This window comes from Nitrobacter sp., from assembly GCF_051535215.1.
Classification (GTDB): Bacteria; Pseudomonadota; Alphaproteobacteria; order Rhizobiales; family Xanthobacteraceae; genus Nitrobacter.
The window spans coordinates 38672-62308 of record NZ_JBPPLY010000015.1; the positions used below are offsets into that span (position 1 = coordinate 38672).

Here is a 23637-nt window from a genome sequence, read left to right on the forward strand (position 1 = left end):
GGAAGTCAAATGTTCGCCCGCAGATTGCTGATTGCCGCCGTCGCGGCGTTTTTTGCTTTTCCGGCTCTCGCCCAGGACAAATTCATTACCGTCGCCTCGACGACGTCAACGCAGGATTCAGGACTGTTCGGTCACATCCTGCCGTTGTTCAAGAAAGCCACCGGGATCGACGTGAAAGTTGTCGCGCAAGGGACCGGTCAGGCTCTCGATACCGGACGGCGTGGAGACGCCGATGTCGTTTTTGTTCACGCGAAATCTGCAGAAGAGAAGTTTCTCTCCGAAGGCTTTGGCGTGAAACGGTTTCCCGTCATGTACAACGACTTCATCCTGATCGGGCCCAAGAACGATCCAGCCGGCGTCAAGGGCACCAAGGATATCGTCAAGGCCTTGACCGCCATCAAGGATAAAGGCGCGTCGTTCATTTCGCGCGGCGACCGTTCCGGGACGCATATCGCCGAGATCAAGCTCTGGACAATAGCCGGTATCGACATCGGGAAAGACGAGGGGCCGTGGTACAAGGAGGTCGGTCAGGGGATGGGAGCCGCGCTCAACATCGCGTCGGCCTCGAATGCCTACGTGCTGTCAGATCGCGGCACCTGGCTGTCTTTCAAAAATCGCGGTGACCTCGACATCGTCGTTGAAGGCGACAAGCGCCTGTTCAACCAATACGGCGTCATGCTGGTGAATCCGGCAAAGCATCCAACGGTCAAGGCGAAGCTCGGTCAACAGTTCATCGATTGGCTAATCTCACCGGAGGGGCAGGCGGCAATCGCCAACTATAAGGTCAACGGCGAGCAGTTGTTCTATCCGAATGCCCACGATCGGGATGCGTGATCGGATGCACTTGCTGATGCGGCGCCGGCTGCTGCCGTCTGGGTTTGCAGGGCACGGACGGGAGCAACTGCTCGCATCAGCGAAGCCCGCAAGGCCGGCGTAACAGACGGTACTCAGAGCCTTTCCGCTTCCGATGGAATCAGAAGCGGGCCTTGATTTAACGCGTTTTCTTCACGCGAACCGGTCCCCGCTTCGCTCAAAAACGCTGTAGCTTTGCCGGGAAGATGGAATTTGGTATGATGTGCAAATAGTGCCTCGCTTGGAGGATACTCGAATGAAAGCCTTTCTGCTGGCGTGCGTCTGCGCTGTCGTGCTTGCGCTCGTGGCCGTCGAGGGCCTTAACGTCGTTCAGAAGCCGGTCAGCGTTGCCTTCTCCACCTCAGCCGTTCGCCTTTAATCGGGCGCCGTACCTGCTGATAGGCACGTGATGAGAAAAGTGCGGCGGCCTTTATTCAGGCTTCTGCCGCTCCATTGGTTTTCTCTATCAGGAAAACGATGCGCTGCTCGCTGCGTTCGGTAATCTCGACCTTGTCGCCGGTTTCGCGGATCAGATTTGGAATATCGATGACCGACAACGGATCGGTGCAGTGCACTTCGAGCTGATCGCCCGCTCGTAATGGTCTCAGCGCCTTCCTTGTTTTCAAGGCGGGTAAGGGACATTTCAGTCCGGTGAGATCGAGCTTCGTCCTGTTCATGCGCGCAGGATGAAGGTGGGGACGCCCAAGGTCAATGCAGCATCCTCATAGCAGGCTGGCGTAGGGAAGAAACCTGACGCGCTGCCCGGGCTCGACCCGGGTCATGGTCTCACCGAGTTCGACCAGGCCATCGGTATCGACCAGCGAGGACAAAAGCCCAGCGCCCTCGCGCGGAAACTTGATAGCTTCGATCGCACCATCGTCGGCCCTGCGCAAGCTGGCGCGGACATATTCGCGTCGGCCGGACTTTTTCTTGTAGGTGAAAGCCGCGCGAACCGGCATCGGGATAAGCGGTTCTGGCAAGGCGCCCGACAGCGCCAGCACGGTCGGCCGCACCACGTGGACGAAGGTGACAAAGCTTGCGACCGGGTTGCCGGGCAATCCGATCAGGGGCGTGCCGCCGATGATCCCCATCGCGACGGGACGGCCCGGCTTGATCGCCATGCGCCACATCACCAGCGTCCCGATGCTTTCGACCGCCGTCTTGACGTGATCCTCCTCGCCGGTCGAAACGCCGCCGCTGGTCAGGACCAGATCGCATTCGCCCGCGACCGTCTTCAAGCCGCCGGCGAGCGATATCGGGTCGTCACGCAGGATGCCGAGGTCGATGATTCCGCAGCCGATCCTGCGCAGCATCGCCATCAGCATGAAGCGGTTGGAATCGAAGAGTTGCGCACCGGTGCGAGCCTCGCCCGGCAAGGCCAATTCGTTGCCGGTCGAAAATACCGCGACACGAATCCGTCTGACCACCTTGAGATGCGTCAGGCCGAAGGCGGCCGCGAGCGCGACGTGCTGCGGGTGCAGGCGCTGGCCGGCGCGCAGGCCGATCTCGCCTTGTCGGATGTCCTCACCCGCGGGACGGACATTGGCACCCGGCTTCAAGCCGGGCGGCAAAACCACCTTGCCGGATGGATCGATGCGGACGTCCTCCTGCATGAATACGGTATCAGCGCCCGGCGGGAGCGGTGCGCCAGTAAAGATTCGGGCGACGTGACCGGGCTCCAGCGGCCCGCATGCCGCGGCGCCAGCCTGAATGCGGCCGGCCACTGGCAGGATCTGCTCTGCCGTTTTTGCAATATCCCGGCTCCGCGCCGCGTAACCATCGACCGCGGAATTGGTGAAGGGCGGCAGCGGCAAGGGCGCGGTCACGTTGCCTGCGAGCACGCGTCCATCGCTGTCAGAAAGAGGCACCGTTTCGAAATCCGTGATCGCGTTGACGCTCGCCGCGATCAGGCTGACAGCGTCATCGACCGACATCATCGGGCCGCCGAAGGCAAAGCAATCATCGGACAATTGAGCCATTGCGCTCCTTCAGCCCCGCGCCGCGCGCACGGTATCGATCTCCTCCACCGGCATCGCCGCGCGCCGCACGAGCGTTGCGACTGCGGAGATATCATCGAGATGGGCCACCGGCAGCCGGGTTTCAACTGAAACGTCGGCGATGACGCCGACGATGTGATCGTCGTTGGGAAACAGGAAGGGCTTGCCGTTGCCGGTTCGGTGGACCTCGATCTTGGGCAGTGTCGCGCGCTTGAACCCTTCGACGACGACGAGGTCGACCGGAGCCAGCTTTTGCAGCAATTCAAAAAGATGGAGTTCGGGAGCTTCGTGCAGTTCGTGCATCAGCGCCCAGCGTCGCTCGGATGACACCAGGACTTCGGTCGCGCCCGCCTCGCGGTGGCGCCAGGAATCCTTGCCGGGCACGTCCACATCGAAATTGTGGTGGGCGTGCTTGATTACGGAAATGCTCACGTCTTCTTTCAGCAAATGCGGAATGAGGCGCGTCAGCAACGTGGTCTTTCCGGCGCCGCTCCATCCAGCCAGGCCGATCACTTTCATCGCGGTCCCCGGAACCAGCTCGCCTTCTGCGCTATCGCGAAGCGAAGCGGCCGGTCAATCAAGCTGCTTCCGCGCGACCCAACTTGGTTGCTGCGCTCGCAGCATGGGCCGGCGGCATTCTCCACATGTTTATATCGGCTCGATGCCGATGTCATGCTAACGTCTTTAGTATGATGAAGATCGAAAAACCGCCGGCCCCCCTGATCGTCCCCAACCCGGACGATTCACGGTTGACCCAGCGCGTCACCGGGATCGACCAGACCGGCGCGAATGTCGAGATCAAGGTGCCGATGGAGCGGCCGCTGACGCTCTACCTGAACGCCCAGGAGATCGTCACCATGATGACGATTGGCGACCATCCGGAATACCTCGCGCTAGGCTATCTTCTCAATCAGAACATGCTGAAATACGACGACGTCGTCACCGAGGTTGAATATGATTATGATCTGCAGGTCGTGGTGGTCAGGACCGAACACCACACCAATTTCGAGCAGAAGCTGAAGAAGCGCACACAGACCTCCGGCTGTGCCCAGGGCACGGCGTTCGGTGATCTGCTCGAAGCTGTCGAAAGCGTCGAACTTCCCAAGGCAGAACTGCGCACATCCTGGCTGTACCAGATGACGCATACGATCAATACCATGCCGTCGCTTTACCTTGAGGCCGGAGCCATCCATGGCTGCGTGCTTTGCAGGGAAGGCACGCCTCTGTGCTATACCGAGGATGTCGGCCGCCACAATGCCGTCGATAAGATCGCCGGCTGGATGTACCAGCACGGCGTCGATCCCGCCGATAAGATCCTTTACACCACAGGACGGCTGACCTCGGAGATGGTGATCAAGACCGTGCGCATGGGCATTCCGATCCTGGCCTCCCGCTCGGGCTTCACTGCCTGGGGCGTCGATCTGGCGCGACAGGTGGGATTGACACTGGTCGGACGCACGCGGGGAAAACGCTTCATCGTATTGTCGGGCGAAGAGCGTATCGTCTACGATCAGAATCTTGCCTATGTTGAGGAAGAATCGGCGCGGCACAAGCGTAAGGGTGAGGGCGGTGACGATTGAGATTCCGCCGACCCCGGGCGTGTTACTCGCCGGCGGCCTTGCGCGACGCATGGGTGGCGGCGACAAGCCGATGCGGACGATCGCCGGCCGTACTATTCTGGAGCGCGTCGTCGCACGGCTGAAGCCGCAATGCGACGGGATCATTCTCAACGCCAATGGCGACCCTGAAAGGTTCGCGACATTCGGGCTGACCGTCGTCGCCGACGACGTGGCCGATTTTCCCGGGCCGCTCGCCGGCATTCTCGCTGCGCTCGACTGGGCGGCTGCGAACCGCCCCGGGGTCGAATGGATGCTGAGCGTCGCCACGGATTGCCCGTTCCTGCCGCGCGATCTGGTCGCGCGCCTGCATCAGGGCCGCGCGGCGGAAAAGGCCCAGCTTGCGGTCGCCGTGTCCGGCGGACAAACGCATCCGGTGATCGGGCTCTGGCATGTCGGCTTGCGCGAGGAGCTTCGCCACGCGCTGGTCAAGGACGACATCCGCAAGATCGACCGCTGGACCGCACGCTACCGGCTCGCTGCCGTAAGCTGGCCGGCGGAGCCGCTCGATCCGTTCTTCAATGCCAATACGGTCGAGGACATTGCCGAGGCGGAGCGTCTGGCGGCTCTCGACGGGGGGTAACCGTCACGCCCGCCGAAAGCCGGCATGGTCCAGTGCCGTCCGGATTTCCTCCGATGCCAGCGCGTCGAGAAAGGCCTGTACTGCGGGGCGTTGCCTTCGCGCGGTCACCAGCGCGAAATCATAATGCTCCTCGGCGAGCGGAATGAAGCCGAGACCGTAGGCCTGCGCCACCGGAGCAATGGTCATGCCCCAATCGGCACGATGCTGGGCCACGGCTGCTGCGACCGCATTGTGCGAACGAGGCTGGTTCCAGTATCCTTCGGGCCGCGCGCCTGCGAGCAGCCGGTCGATCAGGATGCGCGTGCCGGCGCCCTGGTTGCGGTTCACCATGATGCAGGCGGGATCGGCCAACGCGGCACGCACGGCCTCCTGCGCATTTACGCCTTCGAACCGTCGGTCGCCTTTGCAAAACACGATGCCCTGCATGCGGCGCCAACCCGGCAGCAATTCGAGTCCTTCGGCCAGGAAAGGCGTGTTGTAGGTCTCGGTCTTGTCGTCGAACAGATGGATCGGCGCGAGATCGCACTCGCCGCGCCGTGCCGCCGCCAGTCCGCCGAGGCTGCCGACCGCGATCGTGCGCACCATGAGGCCTGCGCGCGCGAGCGGCGTGGTGACGAGATCAAGTCCGGTGCAATGGCTCCCTATGATCACAAGGTCCGGCGCCCGGACATGCGGCGTGAACAGCGTGACGTCCGTCTCGGTGTCGGCCGGCATGTGATCGGCCAATGTATCGATACGCAGAAATCCGTCGGCCTGCGCGAACGAGGTGATCGCGCCCGAGCCCTTGCCGGTTGGATAGGCGATCAATCCGTCGCGGCCCTCCACCAGCGAGACCATGACGAATTCGGTGCGGCCAAGCTCGGAGGCGATACGCACCGGCACCTTCGCGCCGACTTTGGCATCGGCGCGCGGCGGCAGGCCGGCCATTCGTCGCAGCACCGGCACGATCATGTCGTGAAAGGTGAACATCGCCGAGGTCGGGAATCCGGGCAGGATCACGACCGGCTTGCCGTCACACACGGCGAGGCACAACGGCTTGCCCGGCTTGAGGGCAACGCCATGCGCGATGATGCCGGGCCTGCCGAGCCGGGTGACGATGCGGTGGGACAGATCGCCGGCGCCCTTGGAGGTGCCGCCGGACAATACCAGCATGTCGCTTTCGAGAAGCGCGCGCCGCATCGCCGCCTCGAGCTGCGCGTCATCGTCCGGGACCGCGCCGAGAAAGACCGCGTCGCCGCCGTTCTCATCTGTCGCCGCGGCAATGATCGCGCCGTTGGTATCGTAGATCGCGGCGGGGCGGAGCGGTGAGCCCGGCTGCACCAGTTCGTCGCCCGTCGAGATGACGGCAACGCGCGGCTTCCGAACGACACTAACATTCGCGATGCCGCATGCCGCCAGGATGCCGACCTCGCGCGAGCCGACCATCGTCCCGGCCCGCAGCAACGTCTCGCCGCGGGCGATGTCGGAACCGGCATAAGAGACGAACTGTCCGGGTGAAGCGGTGCGGCGCACTTCGATGCTGGAGCCACCCGCCGGTTGGGTATGCTCGACCATGACGACGGCGTCGGCGCCGCGCGGTAGAGGGCCGCCCGTCGCAATCATCGTCGCCGTTCCCGATAGCACCGGCCTGGTGGGCGCAGTGCCGCACACGATCGCTTCGTCGTTCAGCATGAGCCGCACCGAAGCGCCTTCAGTCGCTGACGATAGATCGATCGAGCGAATGGCGAACCCATCAACATTGGAACGATCGAAGGGCGGCACGTCGAGCGGCGCCACCACATCGTCGGCGAGCGCGCTGCCGAGCGCATCCGAAATCCTGCGCTGCTCGCTTGTGACCGCGCGCGGAAACAGCGCGGCCTCAAACCGTCTGACAGCTTCTTCGCGCGACAGGATCGTCAGGAATTGGTCCTGCTCGCCGCTGTCGCGGTTGTTCGGGGATGGAGCCTCGGTCATCTTCCAATCCATGTCATTCACGCCATAGATAGGCATCGACCGGCGTGCCCGCCGCGAAGCCTTCGCTGGAACCCGGGATCAGCAGCCATGCATCCGCGCGGGCCATGACATGAAGCGGCAGATCACCGGTTGCGAGGGGAAGCCACGCGCCCTCCCGTTCCTCGAGCAGAGCGATCTCGGCAAGGCCGATGCTCGAAGCGATCTTGCGCGACAAGGGCAGGCGCCGCGATGGCCGCGATCTCCGTCCGGACAGGCGCTCCAGCACGGGAAGCGCCAGGGCGAACCATGCGGCAAGTGCATGATCGGGAGCGCCGGGCATCACCAGAACAGGGGTCGCGCCGGTCCGCCCGATGGCCGCGGTGCGTCCAGGTCGCAGCGCAACGCCATGGACAAGCACCGTGCCGCGGCGGGCAAGAGCGTTGACCGTTGCATCGTTGCGGCCGACGCCGCTGCCACCCACGGCGATCAACAGGTCGATGCCGGCCGGATCGAGCACGTCCGCGACGGACGTCGCATCGCGCGCCGCCGCTTCGATCTCCGTGACATGGGCGCCATTGGCGCGAGCATGGTCAGCGATCAGATGCGCTGTCGCCGCACCGCCGGGAAGATTGACGATGCGGAGCTGCGGGCGGCGTACGTTGAGCGTTTCCAGCCCCGCGATCCGCGCCATAAGAAGGTCGCGCGGACGGATCAAATGACCTGACGCGACCGCTGGACGGTCCGAGCTGATATCGCTGCCGGCACGCCGGACGCCCTGCCCGGGCACACCTTCGACGATAACCTCGACGAGAGGACCTGACATCACGATCGCATCGGCTTCGAGCACGCAGTCGCAATGCGGCGGTATGGCATCGCTGGAGTCGACCCATGTCGGCGGCTTCACTACGGCCAGCGGCGAATAGGAGGAGGCGCCAACCACATCACTGGCGTTTACCGCCCAGCCGTCAGCGGCGGCAAGATCCTGAGCCGGAGTTGATGGAACAGCCGGCATTTCGGCCGCGACGCAGCCGAGCACCTCTGCCACGGCAAGTTTCTCCGGCGCGACCGCACTGATCCCGTGCAGCAACGTTGCGGCGGCCTCCTCGAGCGGCGTGAGCGATACTGGCAGGCACTGCGTCATGAGAGGTGTCCGTCGTCAGACGATAAGAATGCGATCTCGCAAACCCGCGATGCGAGGCTCATCGCCGGTTGGGAGTTTACGACCTGTATATGATGCGACAAGCGTCAGTTTGCGATGGTGGCACGATTGATGCGTTCGCTCGGCAAAGATTATCTCCGCCACTCCATAGACGTCAGCGTGGGTGAAGTAGTCGATACTCTCGTGATAGTGGGCTTGGCTTTCCGGCTATCCGGAGACCATGATCGTACCGCGCGACCGTGGCGGCGGCTACGGTGAGCCCGCGGAAAAGGCGCCGCCCGACGCCGTCCAGGTCGCCGACTGTTGGCACCTGATGGAGAACGTAAGCGCCGGCCTTCCTCGACGCGGCGCGCCGTTCCATTGGGGTGATCCGCACCGCAGTCGGTGCGACGACGATCAATCTAAAACTGCTCACTTGCGCGGAAAGGCGTTCCCACACTCGTCGAAGCCCGCATGCTGTCTGCCGAAAATCTCCGGGCCTTCGCTGATATTCCCGTTTTTGGCGAGGCTCAGACCGGAGAATAGTTCAACCGCGACTGGTTGGATCGAGACGCAGTGGAGCCTGGAATCATGCCGGATTTTCTTTCCACAGGGTCTTCAGTGCGACGCTCACCAATGATTAGAGCGGCTTTCTGAAAGAATCATCGAGCGACACTCTCACGCCGTCACCCTTGGCCGCGTCGTTCATCTCCCGGCATCGGAAACGAACGGAGATTCTTTTCGACCGCGACGCGTCCTACGGTCATGAAGATGGGTCTCGGCCAATCAAGCTCGAACACGTCATTGGTCGTGAACAGTTCTCTATCGACGCCGCGCGTCCAGGTGCCAAGTCTCTTGAAACCTCTTGTGTTCAGTGCTGCCTGAGCGGGGAGGTTGCGACCACCGATGTCTGCTCCAAGCGTCGACGCGCTGCGGGGCAGGGACGTCAATGTGCGGACTACCCCGTTGATCTGCGGGTGTCTGGCATCGGTCGCTACCAGAATTCGCATTAAGATCTCAAGTTTGCTGATTCTCAATTTCAGGACGTTCGCCCAACGATGTTTCAGGGATATGACGCCATCGATGCCGGTGATCGCGGAATCCCGCGACCATTGTGAGTTGTTCCGGCCATAGAAAGCCCGTGTCGGGGCGAGGAGGCGGGATGGAGCAAATTATAATTGCGTAAATATGGGCGGGCTACGCCGCAGCTTCGCGAGCTACCTGATATGCATCGGTTTGGACAACAACCGTCAGTTAGAAACGTAGTCTTGAAGCTGTGAATGGCGGGTGCTTCATAAGCTCAGCGCGCGCCGATGTTCGCACATGGCAGACTTTTTGTGATGTTCATTGGCTCAATCGATATTTACGCACCAACGTGGCCTAACCCCGAAATCACACATTTGGTCATTGTCTGGCCATCAAGTTTTCGGAGACGGCTGAGGGGGAATCGCCATCAGAATCGAAGTGTGGGAGAACTGCCGATGATCCGCCGTCTGTGGGTCGTAGCGTGGGTGTTGAGCCTCTTTTCCTTGCTGGTTGTAGCCGGCGCTCAGGCTCAGACCGCACAGGCGCCCACATCGCCCAATCCTGATGTGGCCCCGCAGGCCGGTTCTCCTTCAACTGCGCCAGCCACCGCGCAGCCAGCAAAACCGCCTCCACTCAACACGGCCGAGATCACTATACGTGCCAACAAGAGTGTCGGCGTTGATATCGAGAAGAGTATCACGGGTTGGCAGCAGGAGCTTTCGCGCCTGGAGAGCAACCTGCAAAAGCCGAGATTGCGCTATTCCGAACTGAACGACTACCGTGGCGAGCTCCAGCGCATTCGCGGCGAGATCGGGAGCTTCCGCACTCATCTTGAACCGGCACTCACGGCCGCCAAAGACCAACTGGGCTTGCTCGGGCCGGCACCGGCCGCCGGTCAGCCACCCGAGCCGGATGAGGTATCACGAAGCCGGGCTGACCGGACCTACTACCTCGGGGTGTTGACCGGAGGCCAGAAAGAGATCGACTCCGCCAACCTGCGCATCGACAAGCTTATCGATACCATCCAGGACATCCGTCGAAAAAATTTCGCGACGCGCCTGTTGCAGCCGATCCCTGGCATTTACTCGTCCGAGACCTGGTCGCGAGTGCCGGACTATGTCCCGTTGGCCACATACCGCGTTCGCGACATCATGGTCGACTGGTGGGGCAGCCTCCGCGATCAGGACGAGGTGTTGCTCGTCGTTTTCGAAGCCGGACTGCTCCTGCTCGGGCTCGCTGTTGCCGCCGCCTTCGGAACCTGGCGGTTGCGCCGCCGGTCATCCGAAGATGTCGATCAGCCTTTCTGGCGGCGGGTTGCGGTCGCCGGCGCCGTCGCCTTGCTGTGGGTATTGCCGGTCGTGGTGCCGATCGCTTTCCTCTACGGGCTTGTCGCTAACACGCATCAATTGCCCGAACGCGTCGATTGGCTGCTTTACTCGACTGCGCAATCAATCATCACCGTTCTCGCGGTCGGCGTGCTTGTCATCAGCGCGTTCGCACCGAGAATGCCGCATTGGCGGTTGATTCCCGTGTCTGATCGCACAGCCCGTCGGCTTTGCCGGCTGCTTCTGGCGCTCGCAATCGTCTACGGCGTGACCACATTGCTTTACATCGTTACCCGTGTTGTGCAGGCCCCCTTTGCACTGACGGTCGCGGTTGCACTTCCGTCGAGCCTGCTTATAGCCGGCATCATCGTTGCCATTCTCCTTACGCCGCTGGAGGGGCAACATCAGGACCGAAGTATCTCACCGCGACTGCTCGCCGTGCTGCGGGCGCCTATTTGGATCGCAGTGGTCGCGATCATCATATCGGCCCTTGCCGGGTACCTGGCGCTTGCTCGGTTTCTCGCGCAACAATTGGTCGTGACCAGCTCCATCATGGCCTTTGCCTACCTCCTGCTGCTATGGGTTGATGGACTGATGCAGGGCTTGGGCGACGACCGCGCGGCGACAGGCCGCTGGTTCAAGGAAAGCTTTGGTGAGCAACACGGGCGGCACGAGCAGTTGGCTCTACCGATCGGCCTGTTGCTCAAGGCTGCCGTGATCATACTGTCCGTGCCCCTCATCTTGCTTCAGTGGGGCTACAGTTGGCCGGAAGTCTACGACTGGTACACGCAGCTCTTCTTCGGCTTTCGGGTTGGCAACACCCATGTATCCATTGCGGTACTCCTCGCGTCGGTGATCGTGTTCGGGCTCGCCTATGGCGCCGCGCGACTTTTCCAGGGCTGGCTCGATGAGCGGGTTCTCAAGGCGGCGGGTATTTCGGGCGGCCTCCGCGATTCGATTCGCGTTGGAGTGGGATACGGCGGCGTCGTCATCGCAACGCTTGTGGCCTTCTCTTACGCAGGCTTCGACCTGTCCAATCTCGCGATACTGGCCGGCGCATTCTCCGTGGGTATCGGTTTCGGTTTGCAAAGCATCGTCAACAATTTCGTGTCAGGGCTGATCCTTCTGGCCGAGCGCCCGATCAAGATCGGTGACTTGGTCGTCGTCGGAGGCGAAGAAGGTTATGTTCGCAAGATCAGCGTTCGTTCGACCGAGGTCGAGACGTTTGAGCGGGCGAGCGTTGTGATTCCGAACTCCTACTTCATTACGGAGAAGGTGAAGAACTGGACATTGCGCGACAACAAGCGCCGCATCGCGATTCCGGTGAAGGTGGCGAATGGCTCCGATCCGCGGGCGGTCAAATCAATTCTGCTCAAGGTCGCGCAGGATCATCCCAATGTCCTGACAATGCCTGCACCGTCCTTCGATTTTGAAGATTTTGGAGTAGAGGGTCTCACGTTCAAACTCTACGCCTTTGTCGACCTGCGCGCGGGCGGCAACGTGGCCGCTGACCTAAGGATCGCGATCTTGGAAGCCTTCCACGAGGTCGGTATCTCGATTCCGTCCCGGCAGACGGAGGTCACGCTGCAGACTATCGACGTGTTGCGTGAGACGGCGGAATATCTTTCAAGTGACGCTCATAAGCCAAGGGCCGAGGCCAAAGGGCCTGCTGCAGGACAAGTTGCCAATCGACCAAGACAATCGGCAAATCTTGTCAGACCCTAGGAGACCTTTCACTTTTAGCCGACAGACTTTCAGCTAACGCTGAAATAGTCGGAGAACCAAAGCTCCTCGGCCACAGCAGAGCCAAACGAAATCAACGCCGCACAAGACCTGCCTGTTCTTGCTGGTACGGCTGCGCGAGAACGCCGGGGCGGCAGCGCATTTCAACGGCGAGGTGAGGGAGCGCGCCGAGCTTGACCGGCGCTTCGAGTCCATCATCACCAATTGGTGCGCATTGCTGTCGCGGCAGCGCTGAATGTTGTTGCGACCGCCTTCAACGGTATCGCGACCCCGCCAATAGCGGGCTTTGCGCATTCAGATGGGACCGACAGCTACGTGATCCCGGGGCGAGCCGGATCTTCTTCCGCGAGGTCAAAAACGTCGGGTCAGCTTGATTGAACCCGTTTGATCCTGATAGCCGCTGGTAAACTGTGTTTCGTATTGCAGCTTCAGATCGAGCCCGGAAACGCCCCACAATCCGTAGAGATCGATACCCGCCGACGTCTTGGCCAGGGCACGCGGCATCGAATTCACCGACGCAAACGAGGCGACGCCGGCCGGGGCACCTTCAAAATTGGAGTTGATCGTCCAGCTGCCGGTCGACAGCAACGTGGCGCCGGCCCGAATATAGGGCCGCATGGCCTGACCATTGTTCCAAATGATGGTTTGACCAAGCTCAACCGATGGCGCAAAGGCGAACATCATCTGACTGGCCGAAGCAACACGCAGGCCCAGTACGCCGGCACCCGTCTCGCTAAACCCAGGCATGGCGTTATAAATGACATCGAAGTCGAGCATCGGCTTGACGTAAGTGATCCCGAATTCCGCCAGATAAGCCGCGTGGAATCGGGTATCGAGCCGCCAGATGCTTGATTGGCTTCTGGCAGACCCGATGCCCGCCAGATTGATGCCGCGCGTGGTATCGAGCGCGGCGTAGCCGGTATCGAGGGCCACGCCAAACAACCATGACCCTACCTGGCGTTTGATCGCCAATCCGATGTCATAACGATCAGCTTGCGTGACGGAAAAATTACCGACCGTCGTGTGGCCATACTCATAACCTGCCGCGATTTCAAAGAACCAATCCGGTGCAATCTCTATCTGGCGGCCGGCCTGGATGCGCCCGGCACGATCGCGATATCCGTTCGAACCGGACGCCGAACCTTTGTCCGTCAGAACACCCGTGACCTTGGTCCACTCGCAAGCCGTTTCGCGAAGGGGGGCGAGCGCGCCTTGAACCCCGTGACAACTCATCATGCTGTCGGTGAAGTTGAGACCGGTCAAAATCGCGGCGGACGCCTGGCTTGCGTAGGATGCGCCGTGCAATCGATCAAGTGATTGGCCGTAAGTGTTGGAATCTGGAATGGTGGCGAAGTACGCAAAGACCGGCCCCATACCGGCCGCTCCGCCGCCGGCATTCCAGATACCCTGAAGCTGATTGGCAACACCAATCTCGTTCGGCGAAAAATAGGACGCAAACGCAGGCGGCACAAACTGCGCGCTCTGAACACTGAGTTGCAAATCGTTGCCCGCGATCTGCAGACCATAAGTCACGCTGGCACTATTGATCGGCGTGGCGTCGTTGGTGCCGACAAACCCGTTGGCGGCACTGACGATCGTCGTTGGCGCGTTAGGCATCAACGACGCGAGATGAGGCTCGACTTTGCCGCGCACGTTGGCGGTTCCCGTCGCTGCAAGCACATCCGACGTGCCACCGAACGCCGCGTCGACCACCAATACGCCGCTTGGCGCCTGGATGAAATTCCCGTTCAGCGCGGCGTTGATTTTATAGCCGATACCGCCGAGGTCGAGCCGGCCGGCATTGCTCATCGTGCCTGAGCCGAGATTGATTGTTTGGCCGGTGACGAAAACGCCCGATGCAAGATTGCTCAGGCTGCCGATTCCGGAGCCAAGGTCAACGTTACCAAAAATGTTTCCGGAGTTCGTAATCGCGGTATTGCCGGTCGCATGCGCGACGTTGTTCTGATCGACGCCGTCGGTGGCCTTGATCGCCAGACCGGACAACGCAGTGACGGTAGCGTCAGCGGCAATCGTGACCGAATTGGTTTTGCCGCCGTCGATGTAAATACCTGCGGCCGATCCGCCGCCGCCGGAAACCGTGCCGCTATGCAGGTTGACCGTAATATCGTCGCCGCCCGTACCGCCAACGCTTTGCGCAAAAATTCCGTGGGAGTCGAGACCGTACGCAATCACGCTGCCGCTTTGGTCGATGGTGATCTTGCCGCCCGAACCGGCACCGCCGTTAGAACCCGCGAATGGAATGGTGCCGAAGCTGGCATTGCCGCTGCCACCGGTGCCGCCACCGCCGCCGATGCTTTGCGCGAAGATGCCGTAAGTCCGGTAGCCGTATGTGGTAATGGTGCCGGTCGTGCCGATCGTGACATCACCGCCGTTACCGCCGCCACCGCCCGCACCACCGACGCCGACGCCAATCGTCATCGCGTGGCTTATCAGGGTCGGGTTGCTGCCCGAGACGTCGCCGCCGACACCGCCACCGCCACCGACGCTTTGCGCGAAAATGCCGTGAGCGCCGTCACCGAAGGTCAGAATATCGCCGGCCATCGTCACGTTAACGGCGCCGCCTTTGCCGCCTGCGCTACCCGAGCCGCCAACCATGACGGAGCCACCATCGGCCCCTTGACCAGTACCGCCGACACCGCCGCCGCCGCCGATGCTTTGCGCGAAGATCGCGACCGCGCGATCGCCGAGCGTTGTCACGTCACCGGTCTGGTTGACAGTAACAACTCCACCCTCGCCGGAGCTTCCGGCTGAGCCGCCGACGCTGATTCCTATATTTTTTACATCGGTGCCCGCACTGGCGTCACCTGCCGCCGCGATACCGCCGCCGCCGCCCACACTCTGCGCGAAAATTCCGTAGGCATCTCCGCCACGCGTCGCGATTGTGCCCGTATTGGTCACGATGACATCGCCACCTTTGCCGGCGCCGCCCGAGCTGGCGCCCAAGCCAACACCGACGCTGATATCGCCGTCGCTCTCGCCGCCACCACCACCGCCGGCGCCACCGCCGCCGCCAACGCTTTGGGCAAAAATTCCGTAAGCCGCATAGCCGTAAGTATCGATCGAGCCGGTATTGCCGACCGTGACTGTGCCGCCGGCGCCTGCAACGCCACCGCTGCCGCCGATACCGATCGCAACCGATATCTTGGTATCTTCCTTCTCTCCCTTTTTGGCGTCGTCGGTCTTCTTTCCGTTGCGTTCCGGTTTGTCCTGTTCTGGCGGAGGCTTGGTAGGATCCGGATCGTCCGAATTGAGCGCAAGAAAGCTCACCAGCCCACCAGCCACGTCAGCATCCGAACTGGCGCGGCCGGCGCCACCCATGCCGCCGCCGCCGCCAATGCTTTGCGCCACGATCGCGTGCGCATCGTTGCCGAGCGTCACGATACGGCCGTTGTTGGTGATCGTCACGGCCTTGCCGTCGCCACCACCGGCGCCGGAGCCGCCAATGGCGACGGAAATCGCAGCCGCATTTCCCGCAACGATCACCTGCGCCGTCGCGGTTGCGTCGCCGCCGTTTCCACCACCGCCACCGACGCTTTGGGCAAATACACCAACGGAGGCCGCGCCACCGGTCATGATCCAGCCGGTATTGTTGACCGTGACTTCACCGCCATCACCACCGACACCGCCACTGCCGCCGATCGAAAGTCCCAGGGCCATCGATCCCTTCGGCGACGCGCTGATCGAGCGTGCCATGCTGGTCCCGCCGGTGCCGCCGCCGCCACCGATGCTGAATGCCGTTATGCCGTTGGAGCCGATGCCGGTCGTTGTGATCGCACCGGTCTGATTGACGGTAACCGTGCCGCCGTCACCGCCGCCGTTGCCACTGCCTCCGATCGCAACCGTTGCATTCACCAGGTTGCCAGTGATCGCGTAGGCAGCGCCACCGCTGCCGCCGCCGCCGCCAACGCTTTGCGCGAGGATAGCAGGTGCGAGATCGCCATGACTTGTGATCGTTCCGTAATTGTCGACCTCCACGGTGCCGCCATTCCCTGCCGCGCCACCTTTGCCGCCGATGGTGTAGTCCACCACAGTCACGCCGAGGCCCATGCTGTCGCCGCCGTTGCCGCCACCGCCGCCGGTGCTTTGCGCAAAGATCGCGCTGGAGCGGAAGCCGGATACGTTGATGGCGCCGTCGTTCTGAACCAGCACATTGCCGCCATTGCTGGCGACGCCACCGTTGCCTCCGATCGACACCGAGCCAACCGAAGGACCGGCATAGGAACTGGCCGATCCGCCGTCGCCGCCACCGCCACCAACACTTTGCGCAAAAATGCCGTGACTGCCGAGACCACTCGTCGCGATGAGGTTGTAGTTGTAGACGTTGACGTCACCACCTTTGCCGCCACCACCGCCGTCACCACCGATGGTGATGAAGCCCGACGCACCGCCGCCGTTGCCACCGCCGCCGCCGACGCTTTCAGCATAAACACCATACGACCCGGCGCCGGTGGTCCGGATGGTGCCATTGTTGGTGACCGTCACGGTGTCGCCGTCGCCGCTCGAGTTTCCCGCACCGCCGAGCGCAACCAGGCTGCCCGATTGGCTTCCAGCGCCACCGCCGCCGCCGATGCTGGCCGCAACGATGCCGTGGGAGAAAGCGCCATTGGTCGTAATGCGACCATCGTTGGTTACATCGATGATGCCGCCATTGGCTGCGGATCCACCCGAGGCACCGATCGAAACAACGCCGCTGCCGCTGGCCGCAGTGCCACCGCCGCCGCCGGTGCTCTCGGCCTGGATGCCAAATGCGCCGAAGCCATCGGTAATGATCGAGCCGGCCGTCTGGACGATGACATGACCGGACGTTCCGCCCTGGCCGCCGGCACCGGGGCTGGCATAGGCCGCTCCCGCGTTGGCGCCGTCGCCACCGACGCCGCCGAGGCTCTTGGCGTAAATGCCGCTCGCCAACTGACCTGTCGTATGGATTTCACTGGCGGTCGATGTTGTCACCGTCACAGCGTCGGCATTGCCGCCACTGCCGCCAGTGCCGCCGTGGGCGACGACGCCAGCACCGCCGCCACCGTGACCGCCGGTACCGCCGACGCTTTCGGCGAATACGCCGTAGGCGATCGCACCGCCGGTATTGATGGTGCCATCGACGTTGACCGTCACCAGTTTGCCCGAACCCGCCGCGCCGCCTGTGCCGCCGCTACCGCCAGCACCGCCGGCGTCGTCGCCGTTGCCGCCCATGCCTCCGGCGCTTTGCGCAAACGCGCCATAGGCGGCCGTGCCGGTCGTCTTGACGGTTCCGTTCGCATTGATGGTGACGATATCGCCATCACCTCCAGCGCCACCATTGCCGCCAGCGGCGTTGAACGCGTCACCGCTATTGCCGTTGCCGCCATTGCCGCCGGCGCTCAACGCATACAGCGCAACGGCATTTGCTCCACCTGTGGTGACGGTGCCGCTGGAGGTCAGCGAAACCGCGCCGCCGGCACCGGCATTGTGGCTATTGCCAGCATTGGCATTGGTGAGCGAGAAAGCATGGCCGCCATTGCCGCTGTCGCCGCCCTGGCTGTAGGCAAAGAGACCGAATGCTCCTGCACCACCCGTGGTGACGTTGGCAGTCGTATCGATGGTCACGCCACCGGCCGCACCGCCATCCGCACCATTGCGCGCGTTGGCGTTGAAGGAACCCAGCGCATTGGCGCCGTCGCCACCGCGGCCGCCAAGACTTTCACCAAAAATGCCGATGGCGTTGACGCCATCCGTTGTCACGCTGCGGACGCCGACGCCGTTATCGGCAATCGTCACCTGCCCACCCGCACCACCGATGCCGCCGTTGCCGCTGGTCCCGTCAATGGTCAGACTGTCGCTGGCGTCGCCACCGACGCCGCCCACGCCGCCCTGGCTCAGGGCATAGATGCCATAGCTGGTGGAACCATGGGTTTTCACGACAACGGATCCGTCCATCGTCACGGTAACGGCGCCACCCGTACCCCCGGTGCCGCCGTCGCGTCCCACCGCCGTACCGCCGGTGGCGCTGCCGCCGTTGCCGCCTCGACCGCCAACGCTGTTGGCAAAAATGCCGATGGCGTCGGCATCCGCGGTCGTCGCCACGCTGCCTGAAGCCGTGACTGTCACGGCGCCGCCAAGGCCACCCGCTGCACCGTAACCACCACCAGTATTGGTCGAACCCCGCTCGCCGGCCGCGCCGCCGGTGCCGCCAAAGCCGCCCTGGCTTTGCGCGTAGATGCCGTAGCTGCCGTTGCCGTGCGTCGTAATGCTGTCAGTCGTCGTGACCGTGACCGCGCTGGCGTCGCCGCCCAGGCCGGCATTGCCGCCGCTGGCGCTGCCGAGGCGGTTCTCGTTTTTGCCGTCGCTGCCGGAACCCGCGATGTTGACGGCAACGATGCCATGAGCAAACGACAGCGGATCAGTCAGACTGGATGTCCCGGAGGTTTCGATCGACCCGTTGTTTGTCACGGTGACGGTGCCAACGCCGATACCATAGGTGCTGCTGTTGGTGGTGTGACCCGAGCTTGAAAACGCGTAGATGCCGGCAGCACCATCGTTTGTGGTCGTGATTGAGGCTGTGCCGCCGTTGGTGACCGTCACCACGCCGCCCGGCGCACCGAGAGCGCCGTCGTCCTGGTTGTTTGGCCTGCCGTTACCGCCAATCGAACGGGCCAGGATGCCGTATGCATTGACGCCAGTGGTGGTAACCACCCCGGCATTCGACACAGTCACGTCACCGGCGATGCCGCCGTGCCCCTGGCTGACATCAAAAGAATTACCGCCGGTGCTCGACACATAGATGCCGCTGGCGGCGCCGGTGGCGTGAATGACCACGGTACCATCGGTGGTGACACTCAGATTCGTGCCGTCGGCACCGCTGCCGTTGCTGCCGCCATCCGCACCCTCCGACCTGAACGCGATCCCGTTCGGCGGCCCGATGTTCGTCGTTACCGACTGGACGAACAGGCTGGTCAAGCCGCTGCCCGTATTGATTTGTATACCAGCCGATTGGTCGCCCGAGCAGGTCGCGGTCGTACCATTGATTGTGCAGGGATCAGCGCGTGCCGGACCGATCGCGCAAGTCGCCAGCGCAAAAACGGTTGTTGCAAGCGGAGAAGCGCCGGTGCGTAGCTTAGGCCGCAATCTAAGCTGACGACCGGAGAGGTCGGATGGTTGCACGGTTTGCCCCAAATGTATTCACGAGAATGCGTACAGAACGCATTTGCGTCGCTGCGCATGCCCAATGAATCGTCCCGCGCCTATCTTTGAACGGCCCGATGCGCTCTAACAAGTGCAAGCCAATCTGTTTGAGGTCTTAAGACTTAAGGGCAGCCGTTCGAGGCAAGGTCACAGCAGCGGTCGCCAAGGCATCGGAGCCATGCGAACGCGACAGTCTCACGCCGAGAGGATATGGCGGCTTGGTGCTCCGCTCCGACAGCGAAGGCTTACTTGATTTTATCGTAGGCCGGCACAAATCCGGTCAGCGGCATTTCGACCAGAACAGCCTGTTTGTTGGCGTTCTGAAACGCCACCTTCAACACCTTGCCCTTGCGCATGGCATCGAGCAGTTTGTCCGAAATTTGCGCACCGGCATAACATCCCGATGGCGTACAAGTCTGAATGGCCAGATTTTCGGCCGTACCTTCATCGACCCTTATAGCCATCGGTTCAACGACAAGAATGCCGAGCGGAAGCTGCACCATCATGACCGGCTTTTTGGTTTCCGCCGGGACGCGAACCGTGATGCCGGTTACGATCTGGTTGTTATCACGCTGTAAAATCTGTTGGAATGCCCGACAATCAAGCACTTTACTATCGCTGGTACATTCGACCCGCCAGCCATTCGAGACCGGCGCCGGTTTGGCGTTTTGTGCCTTTGCATCGTTGAGCGTGACGCAAAGACCCGCCACACTGATGCAGACGAGAGCCAGGCCTATAAGCCGAGCGCGGACGATGTTTCGAAATGTCGACGGCGCGATTGACGTGCTTCCCTGCATCGCTCACGCATATCCCCTGAATTGAGCGGCCGTCCATCTATTTCTGGTCGATCGCACCGCTGTCGAAGTTCTAAGACGGGCATGTACCATACGACCAAAGGGCCAGCTTTTGCTCCATGGCCGGTTACCGTGTATTCATGTCGCGTTGAGATCCGCCTCTGCCGACTGGAGCCGCCTGCCGTGAAGCTGCTTCTCATCGACGACCATTCGATCATGCGCGCTGGATTGGCCGCGCTCCTCACGCAAACCAGGGCGGATATCGAAATCCTTGAGGCGGGCGATGCCGCTGGTGGGATACGCGAAGTCGATGCCCATGACGATCTTGATGCAGTCTTCCTCGACCTGAACATGCCGGGCGAAGACGGCATGTCCGCGCTGCGCGAGATCGGCAAGCGGCGGCCGGACCTGCCGGTTATCCTGCTGTCGTCTTCGGAAAATCCGGAACACGTCAGGCAAGCTCTGGCGGCGGGCGCCCTTGGCTATCTGCCCAAATCGGCCAGCCCGCAGACATTGATATCGGCGTTGCAGCTAGTGCTGTCCGGGGAAGTTTATGTTCCTCAAATTATGTTGCGAACTGATGCGTCGGAGGCAAGCGATAGGCCGCCGACGGCTATGATAAATTTCAGCATTCCGCTCACCGAGCGCCAGATTGATGTGTTGAAGCTGCTCGGCCGCGGCATCTCCAACAAGGAGATCGGCCGCGAGTTGCTGGTTTCCGAACGCACCGTGAAAGCGCATGTCACTGCGATCTTCAAATCGCTTGGTGTCGTCAACCGGACGCAGGCCGTCGAGGCCGCCCGGCGTGCCGCTATTATCTAGAGGGCTGAGTCTGGCATTTGATCGCGAATTTAGCGCTCTGGTGGCCAGCTAATTCAAATCCACTACCCTAGGCCGGTTCTCCGGAACGGGTGCTGGCGATTGTCAAATTAGTGATCGCCGCGCGGAGTTTGCTATTTGAAACCGGCTTGTGCATCAGAAAGCAACTGCTCTCGCTCGCCTCCCTGATGCGGTTTGGCGCGGTATCGCCTGTCATGAGAATTGCGGGAATATTCTCGTTAAATTCGGACCTCAGTTGCTGGATCGTCTCGATGCCGTTTTCAGCCGATCGTAAGCGATAATCTGAAATGATGAGATCGGGTACCACCGTGCAGTCCGCAATCTGCGCCAGCATGTCCTGACATGAGCCGGCGACGGTGGCGACGTGCCCCCAGGAAGTAAGCAGACTTTGCATCGATGCCTGAATCGCGACCTCGTCATCGATGACGAGAATGAGCAGTGGATTCGTCGCGGCCGGTGGGCCATCAATTTCCTGCATCGTCACGGATGGCTCTCGCTGCGATATCGGAACCGACAGTTTGAATACGGAGCCGCGACCAGCCGAGGATTGCAGCGTCAGCGGCGTTTTCAAAATGTCCGTCAATCTGGCGACGATGGCGAGGCCGAGTCCTAGTCCCCGGCTACGATCCCGTTCAGGGTTTCCTACCTGATAGAACTCCTGGAAGATGAGGTCGCGCTCATCCGGCGCTATGCCGCGACCGCTATCCCATACTTCGACACTCAGCCGCTCGCCGCGACGACAACCGACGATGACGCGTCCATCGTCGGTATATCGAATCGCATTCGAGATCAGGTTGCGCAGGATGCGTTCGAGCAGCACCGGATCGCTCTCAACGAGCAGCGAACATGATATCAAGGTCAGCTTCAGATTTTTCCGCGTCGCCTCGGCACCTTCATCGCGACATATCCGCTTCAACAGCGCCAGAATCGGAAACGATTGACGTTGCGCTTGGATCACCCCGGCATCGAGCCGGGAAATATCCAGCAGCGAAGTGAACAGACCATCAAGCGCACCGACCGAGTCATCGATCTGCTTGACCAGTCGTCGCGCATCGTCATCCATTTGCCGGGTGCGTAAAGCACCGACAAACATGCTCAGAGCATGGACCGGTTGACGCAGATCATGGCTCGCCGACGCCAGAAAGCGGGATTTGGCGACACTCGCTTCCTCTGCCTTCTCTTTTTGCAGACGCAAATTCGTCGCCAGGTCGAGGTTTTCAAACTGCAGCCGGAGAGACTTATTGAGGATTTCGCTGTGTTTCTTTGCCAGCATGGCAATAACGGCAGTCCATAATGTGGCAAGTGCAGCGTAGGTCCAGTGTAATACATCAGGATGCGAGGCCGCCCAGATCGTAGTGGGCACCATGATAGAGCACAGATTGCAATAATATGCCGGGAGATAGGTCGCGAAGGCGGTGATGGCTCCAGCCGCAATACCCGCGCAAACCAGCAGCACGATAAACTGCAATTCGACGCGGCTCGGACTCATCAGCAAGAGCGAGCCGAATCCCCAGGTCAATCCGCCGGCAAGAGTACTGGCTATGGCGCGTTGCGCCCAACGACGCCAATCTGGCGGCGCCGGCCTTGATTTCCAGTAGGCACGGATGAGCAAGAACCTCGTCATGGATTGTCCGAAGACGAGCGTCACAAAGATCACAGCCGCCGACAATGGCACCGCGCCGAGGCTCACCAGCATGCCAGACAGGATCGCGGCCGCAATCAGGCTTCCGACCGTCCCTTCCACCGCATTCCCGTAGAGCGCGGCGACCTGTTCGGCTCGTAATTTGTCGTGGTGCAAAATGGACATTGGAAATGTAGTGCGATGGGTCCGCTGCCTCGATCCTGATCGGCAACAAGCCACATCGCTCCCGCGACATCAACATGGATTTCCTCCGCGGTCACGTTGCAGAGGCAAGCTATGGCCTGTCAGGCGACAGCGCCGGGAGGCGAGTACAGTCTCGCGAGACATCCTTTTTCTTAAGTCTCAATGACAGGGCCGGCGGCGATTGCAGCGCCAAGCGTTCCGGTCGCTCCCGCAGCGACGACGAAAGTCATAAAGCCGGAACCGCGGCGCTAGCGCGGTTATGGCCTGCGGCAGCGCAACTCAGTCGCCTCGAAGATGTCTCCCGCGCAGATCCGCGATCGCTCACAATACCGGCCTAGCTGAGGCGTTGATGCACAGCGCTGCGACACATCGCTGCTGCACAGTGGCCAAGAGCTTTGAGCGGCTTTCTCGATCGGTGCATGGCCTCAACACCTCGCGCGGGCCGTCGTGCGTTAATCCGCGTTGTCGCACTGCATCGCCAGCCACCAGTGCGAGATTTCTAGAATTTCAAGAGGATAACGAAAGGGCTGCCAATAGGAGACTTTGCGCAGGCCGAAAGCGAAAGGCCCTGTCGCCCTGACTTCTGCGTGGCCGCACGGCCCCTAGAGAAAGCCGCGCCGCGCCGATTTTCGCCACATCTCCGGCGTTTTGCCTGACAATTCTGGTCTCGGGTCATTCAGCATGCCGGCCACTGTTTGAAAGCTTCGCCGGCTGGTAGCATCCATCTCAATGGGGGGACAGCGATGCGGCGTGGAGGCGTTAGCGTAACGAGCCCTGGCCGTCGCTC

General features: G+C 61.7%; 15 protein-coding genes and 2 pseudogenes. 8 read left to right on the forward strand and 9 right to left on the reverse strand.

The features are described 5' to 3' along the window. Positions 1–9: 9 nt before the first annotated feature. Both ACS3WB_RS13330 and ACS3WB_RS13335 read left to right on the forward strand, forming a co-directional pair. Positions 10–834: an extracellular solute-binding protein gene (locus tag ACS3WB_RS13330; RefSeq protein ID WP_438275978.1), complete on the forward strand. Its 825-nt coding sequence runs from the start codon at positions 10–12 to the stop codon at positions 832–834. 274 nt (positions 835–1108) lie between these two features. Further along, the gene (locus ACS3WB_RS13335) at positions 1109–1231 is read left to right on the forward strand and encodes a hypothetical protein (protein ID WP_319797746.1); all 123 of its coding nucleotides are present in this window, start codon (positions 1109–1111) and stop codon (positions 1229–1231) included. A gap of 55 nt (positions 1232–1286) precedes the next feature. On the opposite strand, the gene ACS3WB_RS13340 is transcribed toward ACS3WB_RS13335, so the two are convergent. Genes ACS3WB_RS13340 through mobB form a run of 3 tightly spaced genes read right to left on the reverse strand, consistent with a single transcriptional unit; the run spans position 1287 to position 3368 of the window. Next, positions 1287–1529, reverse strand: a complete 243-nt coding sequence (locus ACS3WB_RS13340) for a sulfurtransferase TusA family protein (RefSeq protein WP_438275979.1) — start codon at positions 1527–1529, stop codon at positions 1287–1289. Positions 1530–1574: 45 nt separating this feature from the next. Then, a complete protein-coding gene (locus ACS3WB_RS13345) occupies positions 1575–2831 on the reverse strand; it encodes a molybdopterin molybdotransferase MoeA (RefSeq protein ID WP_438275980.1) in 1257 nt (418 codons plus the stop codon). A 9-nt stretch (positions 2832–2840) separates the two neighbouring features. Beyond that, positions 2841–3368, reverse strand: a complete 528-nt coding sequence (gene mobB / locus ACS3WB_RS13350) for a molybdopterin-guanine dinucleotide biosynthesis protein B (protein WP_438275981.1) — start codon at positions 3366–3368, stop codon at positions 2841–2843. Between the two features lie 170 nt (positions 3369–3538). Here mobB and fdhD point away from each other — a divergent pair, with 170 nt between their 5' ends. Further along, the gene (gene fdhD / locus ACS3WB_RS13355; protein WP_438275982.1) at positions 3539–4429 is read left to right on the forward strand and encodes a formate dehydrogenase accessory sulfurtransferase FdhD; all 891 of its coding nucleotides are present in this window, start codon (positions 3539–3541) and stop codon (positions 4427–4429) included. Beyond that, positions 4374–5048: a molybdenum cofactor guanylyltransferase MobA gene (gene mobA / locus ACS3WB_RS13360; RefSeq protein WP_438275983.1), complete on the forward strand. Its 675-nt coding sequence runs from the start codon at positions 4374–4376 to the stop codon at positions 5046–5048. The genes fdhD and mobA overlap by 56 nt, the downstream gene beginning before the upstream one ends. A gap of 3 nt (positions 5049–5051) precedes the next feature. Here mobA and ACS3WB_RS13365 read toward each other — a convergent pair whose 3' ends face one another. Together ACS3WB_RS13365 and ACS3WB_RS13370 are read right to left on the reverse strand one after the other, a co-directional pair. Beyond that, entirely contained in the window at positions 5052–7001 is a 1950-nt protein-coding gene (locus ACS3WB_RS13365) for a molybdopterin biosynthesis protein (RefSeq protein WP_438275984.1), read from the reverse strand. 13 nt (positions 7002–7014) lie between these two features. After that, complete coding sequence (locus ACS3WB_RS13370) at positions 7015–8121, reverse strand: molybdopterin-binding protein (RefSeq protein ID WP_438275985.1); 1107 nt, start codon at positions 8119–8121, stop codon at positions 7015–7017. Positions 8122–8332: 211 nt separating this feature from the next. On the opposite strand from ACS3WB_RS13370, the pseudogene ACS3WB_RS13375 reads away from it, so the two are divergent. Continuing rightward, positions 8333–8567: pseudogene (locus ACS3WB_RS13375) on the forward strand (ISL3 family transposase); the annotation flags it as partial. A 273-nt stretch (positions 8568–8840) separates the two neighbouring features. On the opposite strand, the pseudogene ACS3WB_RS13380 reads toward ACS3WB_RS13375, so the two are convergent. Further along, positions 8841–9128 (reverse strand): annotated as a pseudogene (locus ACS3WB_RS13380) (hypothetical protein); the annotation flags it as partial. A 471-nt stretch (positions 9129–9599) separates the two neighbouring features. Here ACS3WB_RS13380 and ACS3WB_RS13385 point away from each other — a divergent pair. Together ACS3WB_RS13385 and ACS3WB_RS13390 are read left to right on the forward strand one after the other, a co-directional pair. Further along, positions 9600–12194, forward strand: a complete 2595-nt coding sequence (locus ACS3WB_RS13385; RefSeq protein WP_438275986.1) for a mechanosensitive ion channel family protein — start codon at positions 9600–9602, stop codon at positions 12192–12194. A gap of 118 nt (positions 12195–12312) precedes the next feature. Then, positions 12313–12447, forward strand: a complete 135-nt coding sequence (locus ACS3WB_RS13390) for a hypothetical protein (RefSeq protein WP_438275987.1) — start codon at positions 12313–12315, stop codon at positions 12445–12447. Positions 12448–12563: 116 nt separating this feature from the next. On the opposite strand, the gene ACS3WB_RS13395 is transcribed toward ACS3WB_RS13390, so the two are convergent. Continuing rightward, positions 12564–19166: a hypothetical protein gene (locus ACS3WB_RS13395; protein WP_438275988.1), complete on the reverse strand. Its 6603-nt coding sequence runs from the start codon at positions 19164–19166 to the stop codon at positions 12564–12566. 470 nt (positions 19167–19636) lie between these two features. Next, entirely contained in the window at positions 19637–20188 is a 552-nt protein-coding gene (locus tag ACS3WB_RS13400; RefSeq protein WP_319798731.1) for an invasion associated locus B family protein, read from the reverse strand. A gap of 21 nt (positions 20189–20209) precedes the next feature. Here ACS3WB_RS13400 and ACS3WB_RS13405 point away from each other — a divergent pair, with 21 nt between their 5' ends. Continuing rightward, on the forward strand, positions 20210–21007 hold the full coding sequence (locus ACS3WB_RS13405) for a response regulator (RefSeq protein ID WP_438275989.1): 798 nt from the start codon (positions 20210–20212) through the stop codon (positions 21005–21007). 67 nt (positions 21008–21074) lie between these two features. On the opposite strand, the gene ACS3WB_RS13410 is transcribed toward ACS3WB_RS13405, so the two are convergent. Next, positions 21075–22832 (reverse strand): ATP-binding response regulator, encoded by a 1758-nt coding sequence (locus tag ACS3WB_RS13410; RefSeq protein ID WP_438275990.1) that lies wholly within the window; start codon positions 22830–22832, stop codon positions 21075–21077. Positions 22833–23637: the final 805 nt, after the last annotated feature.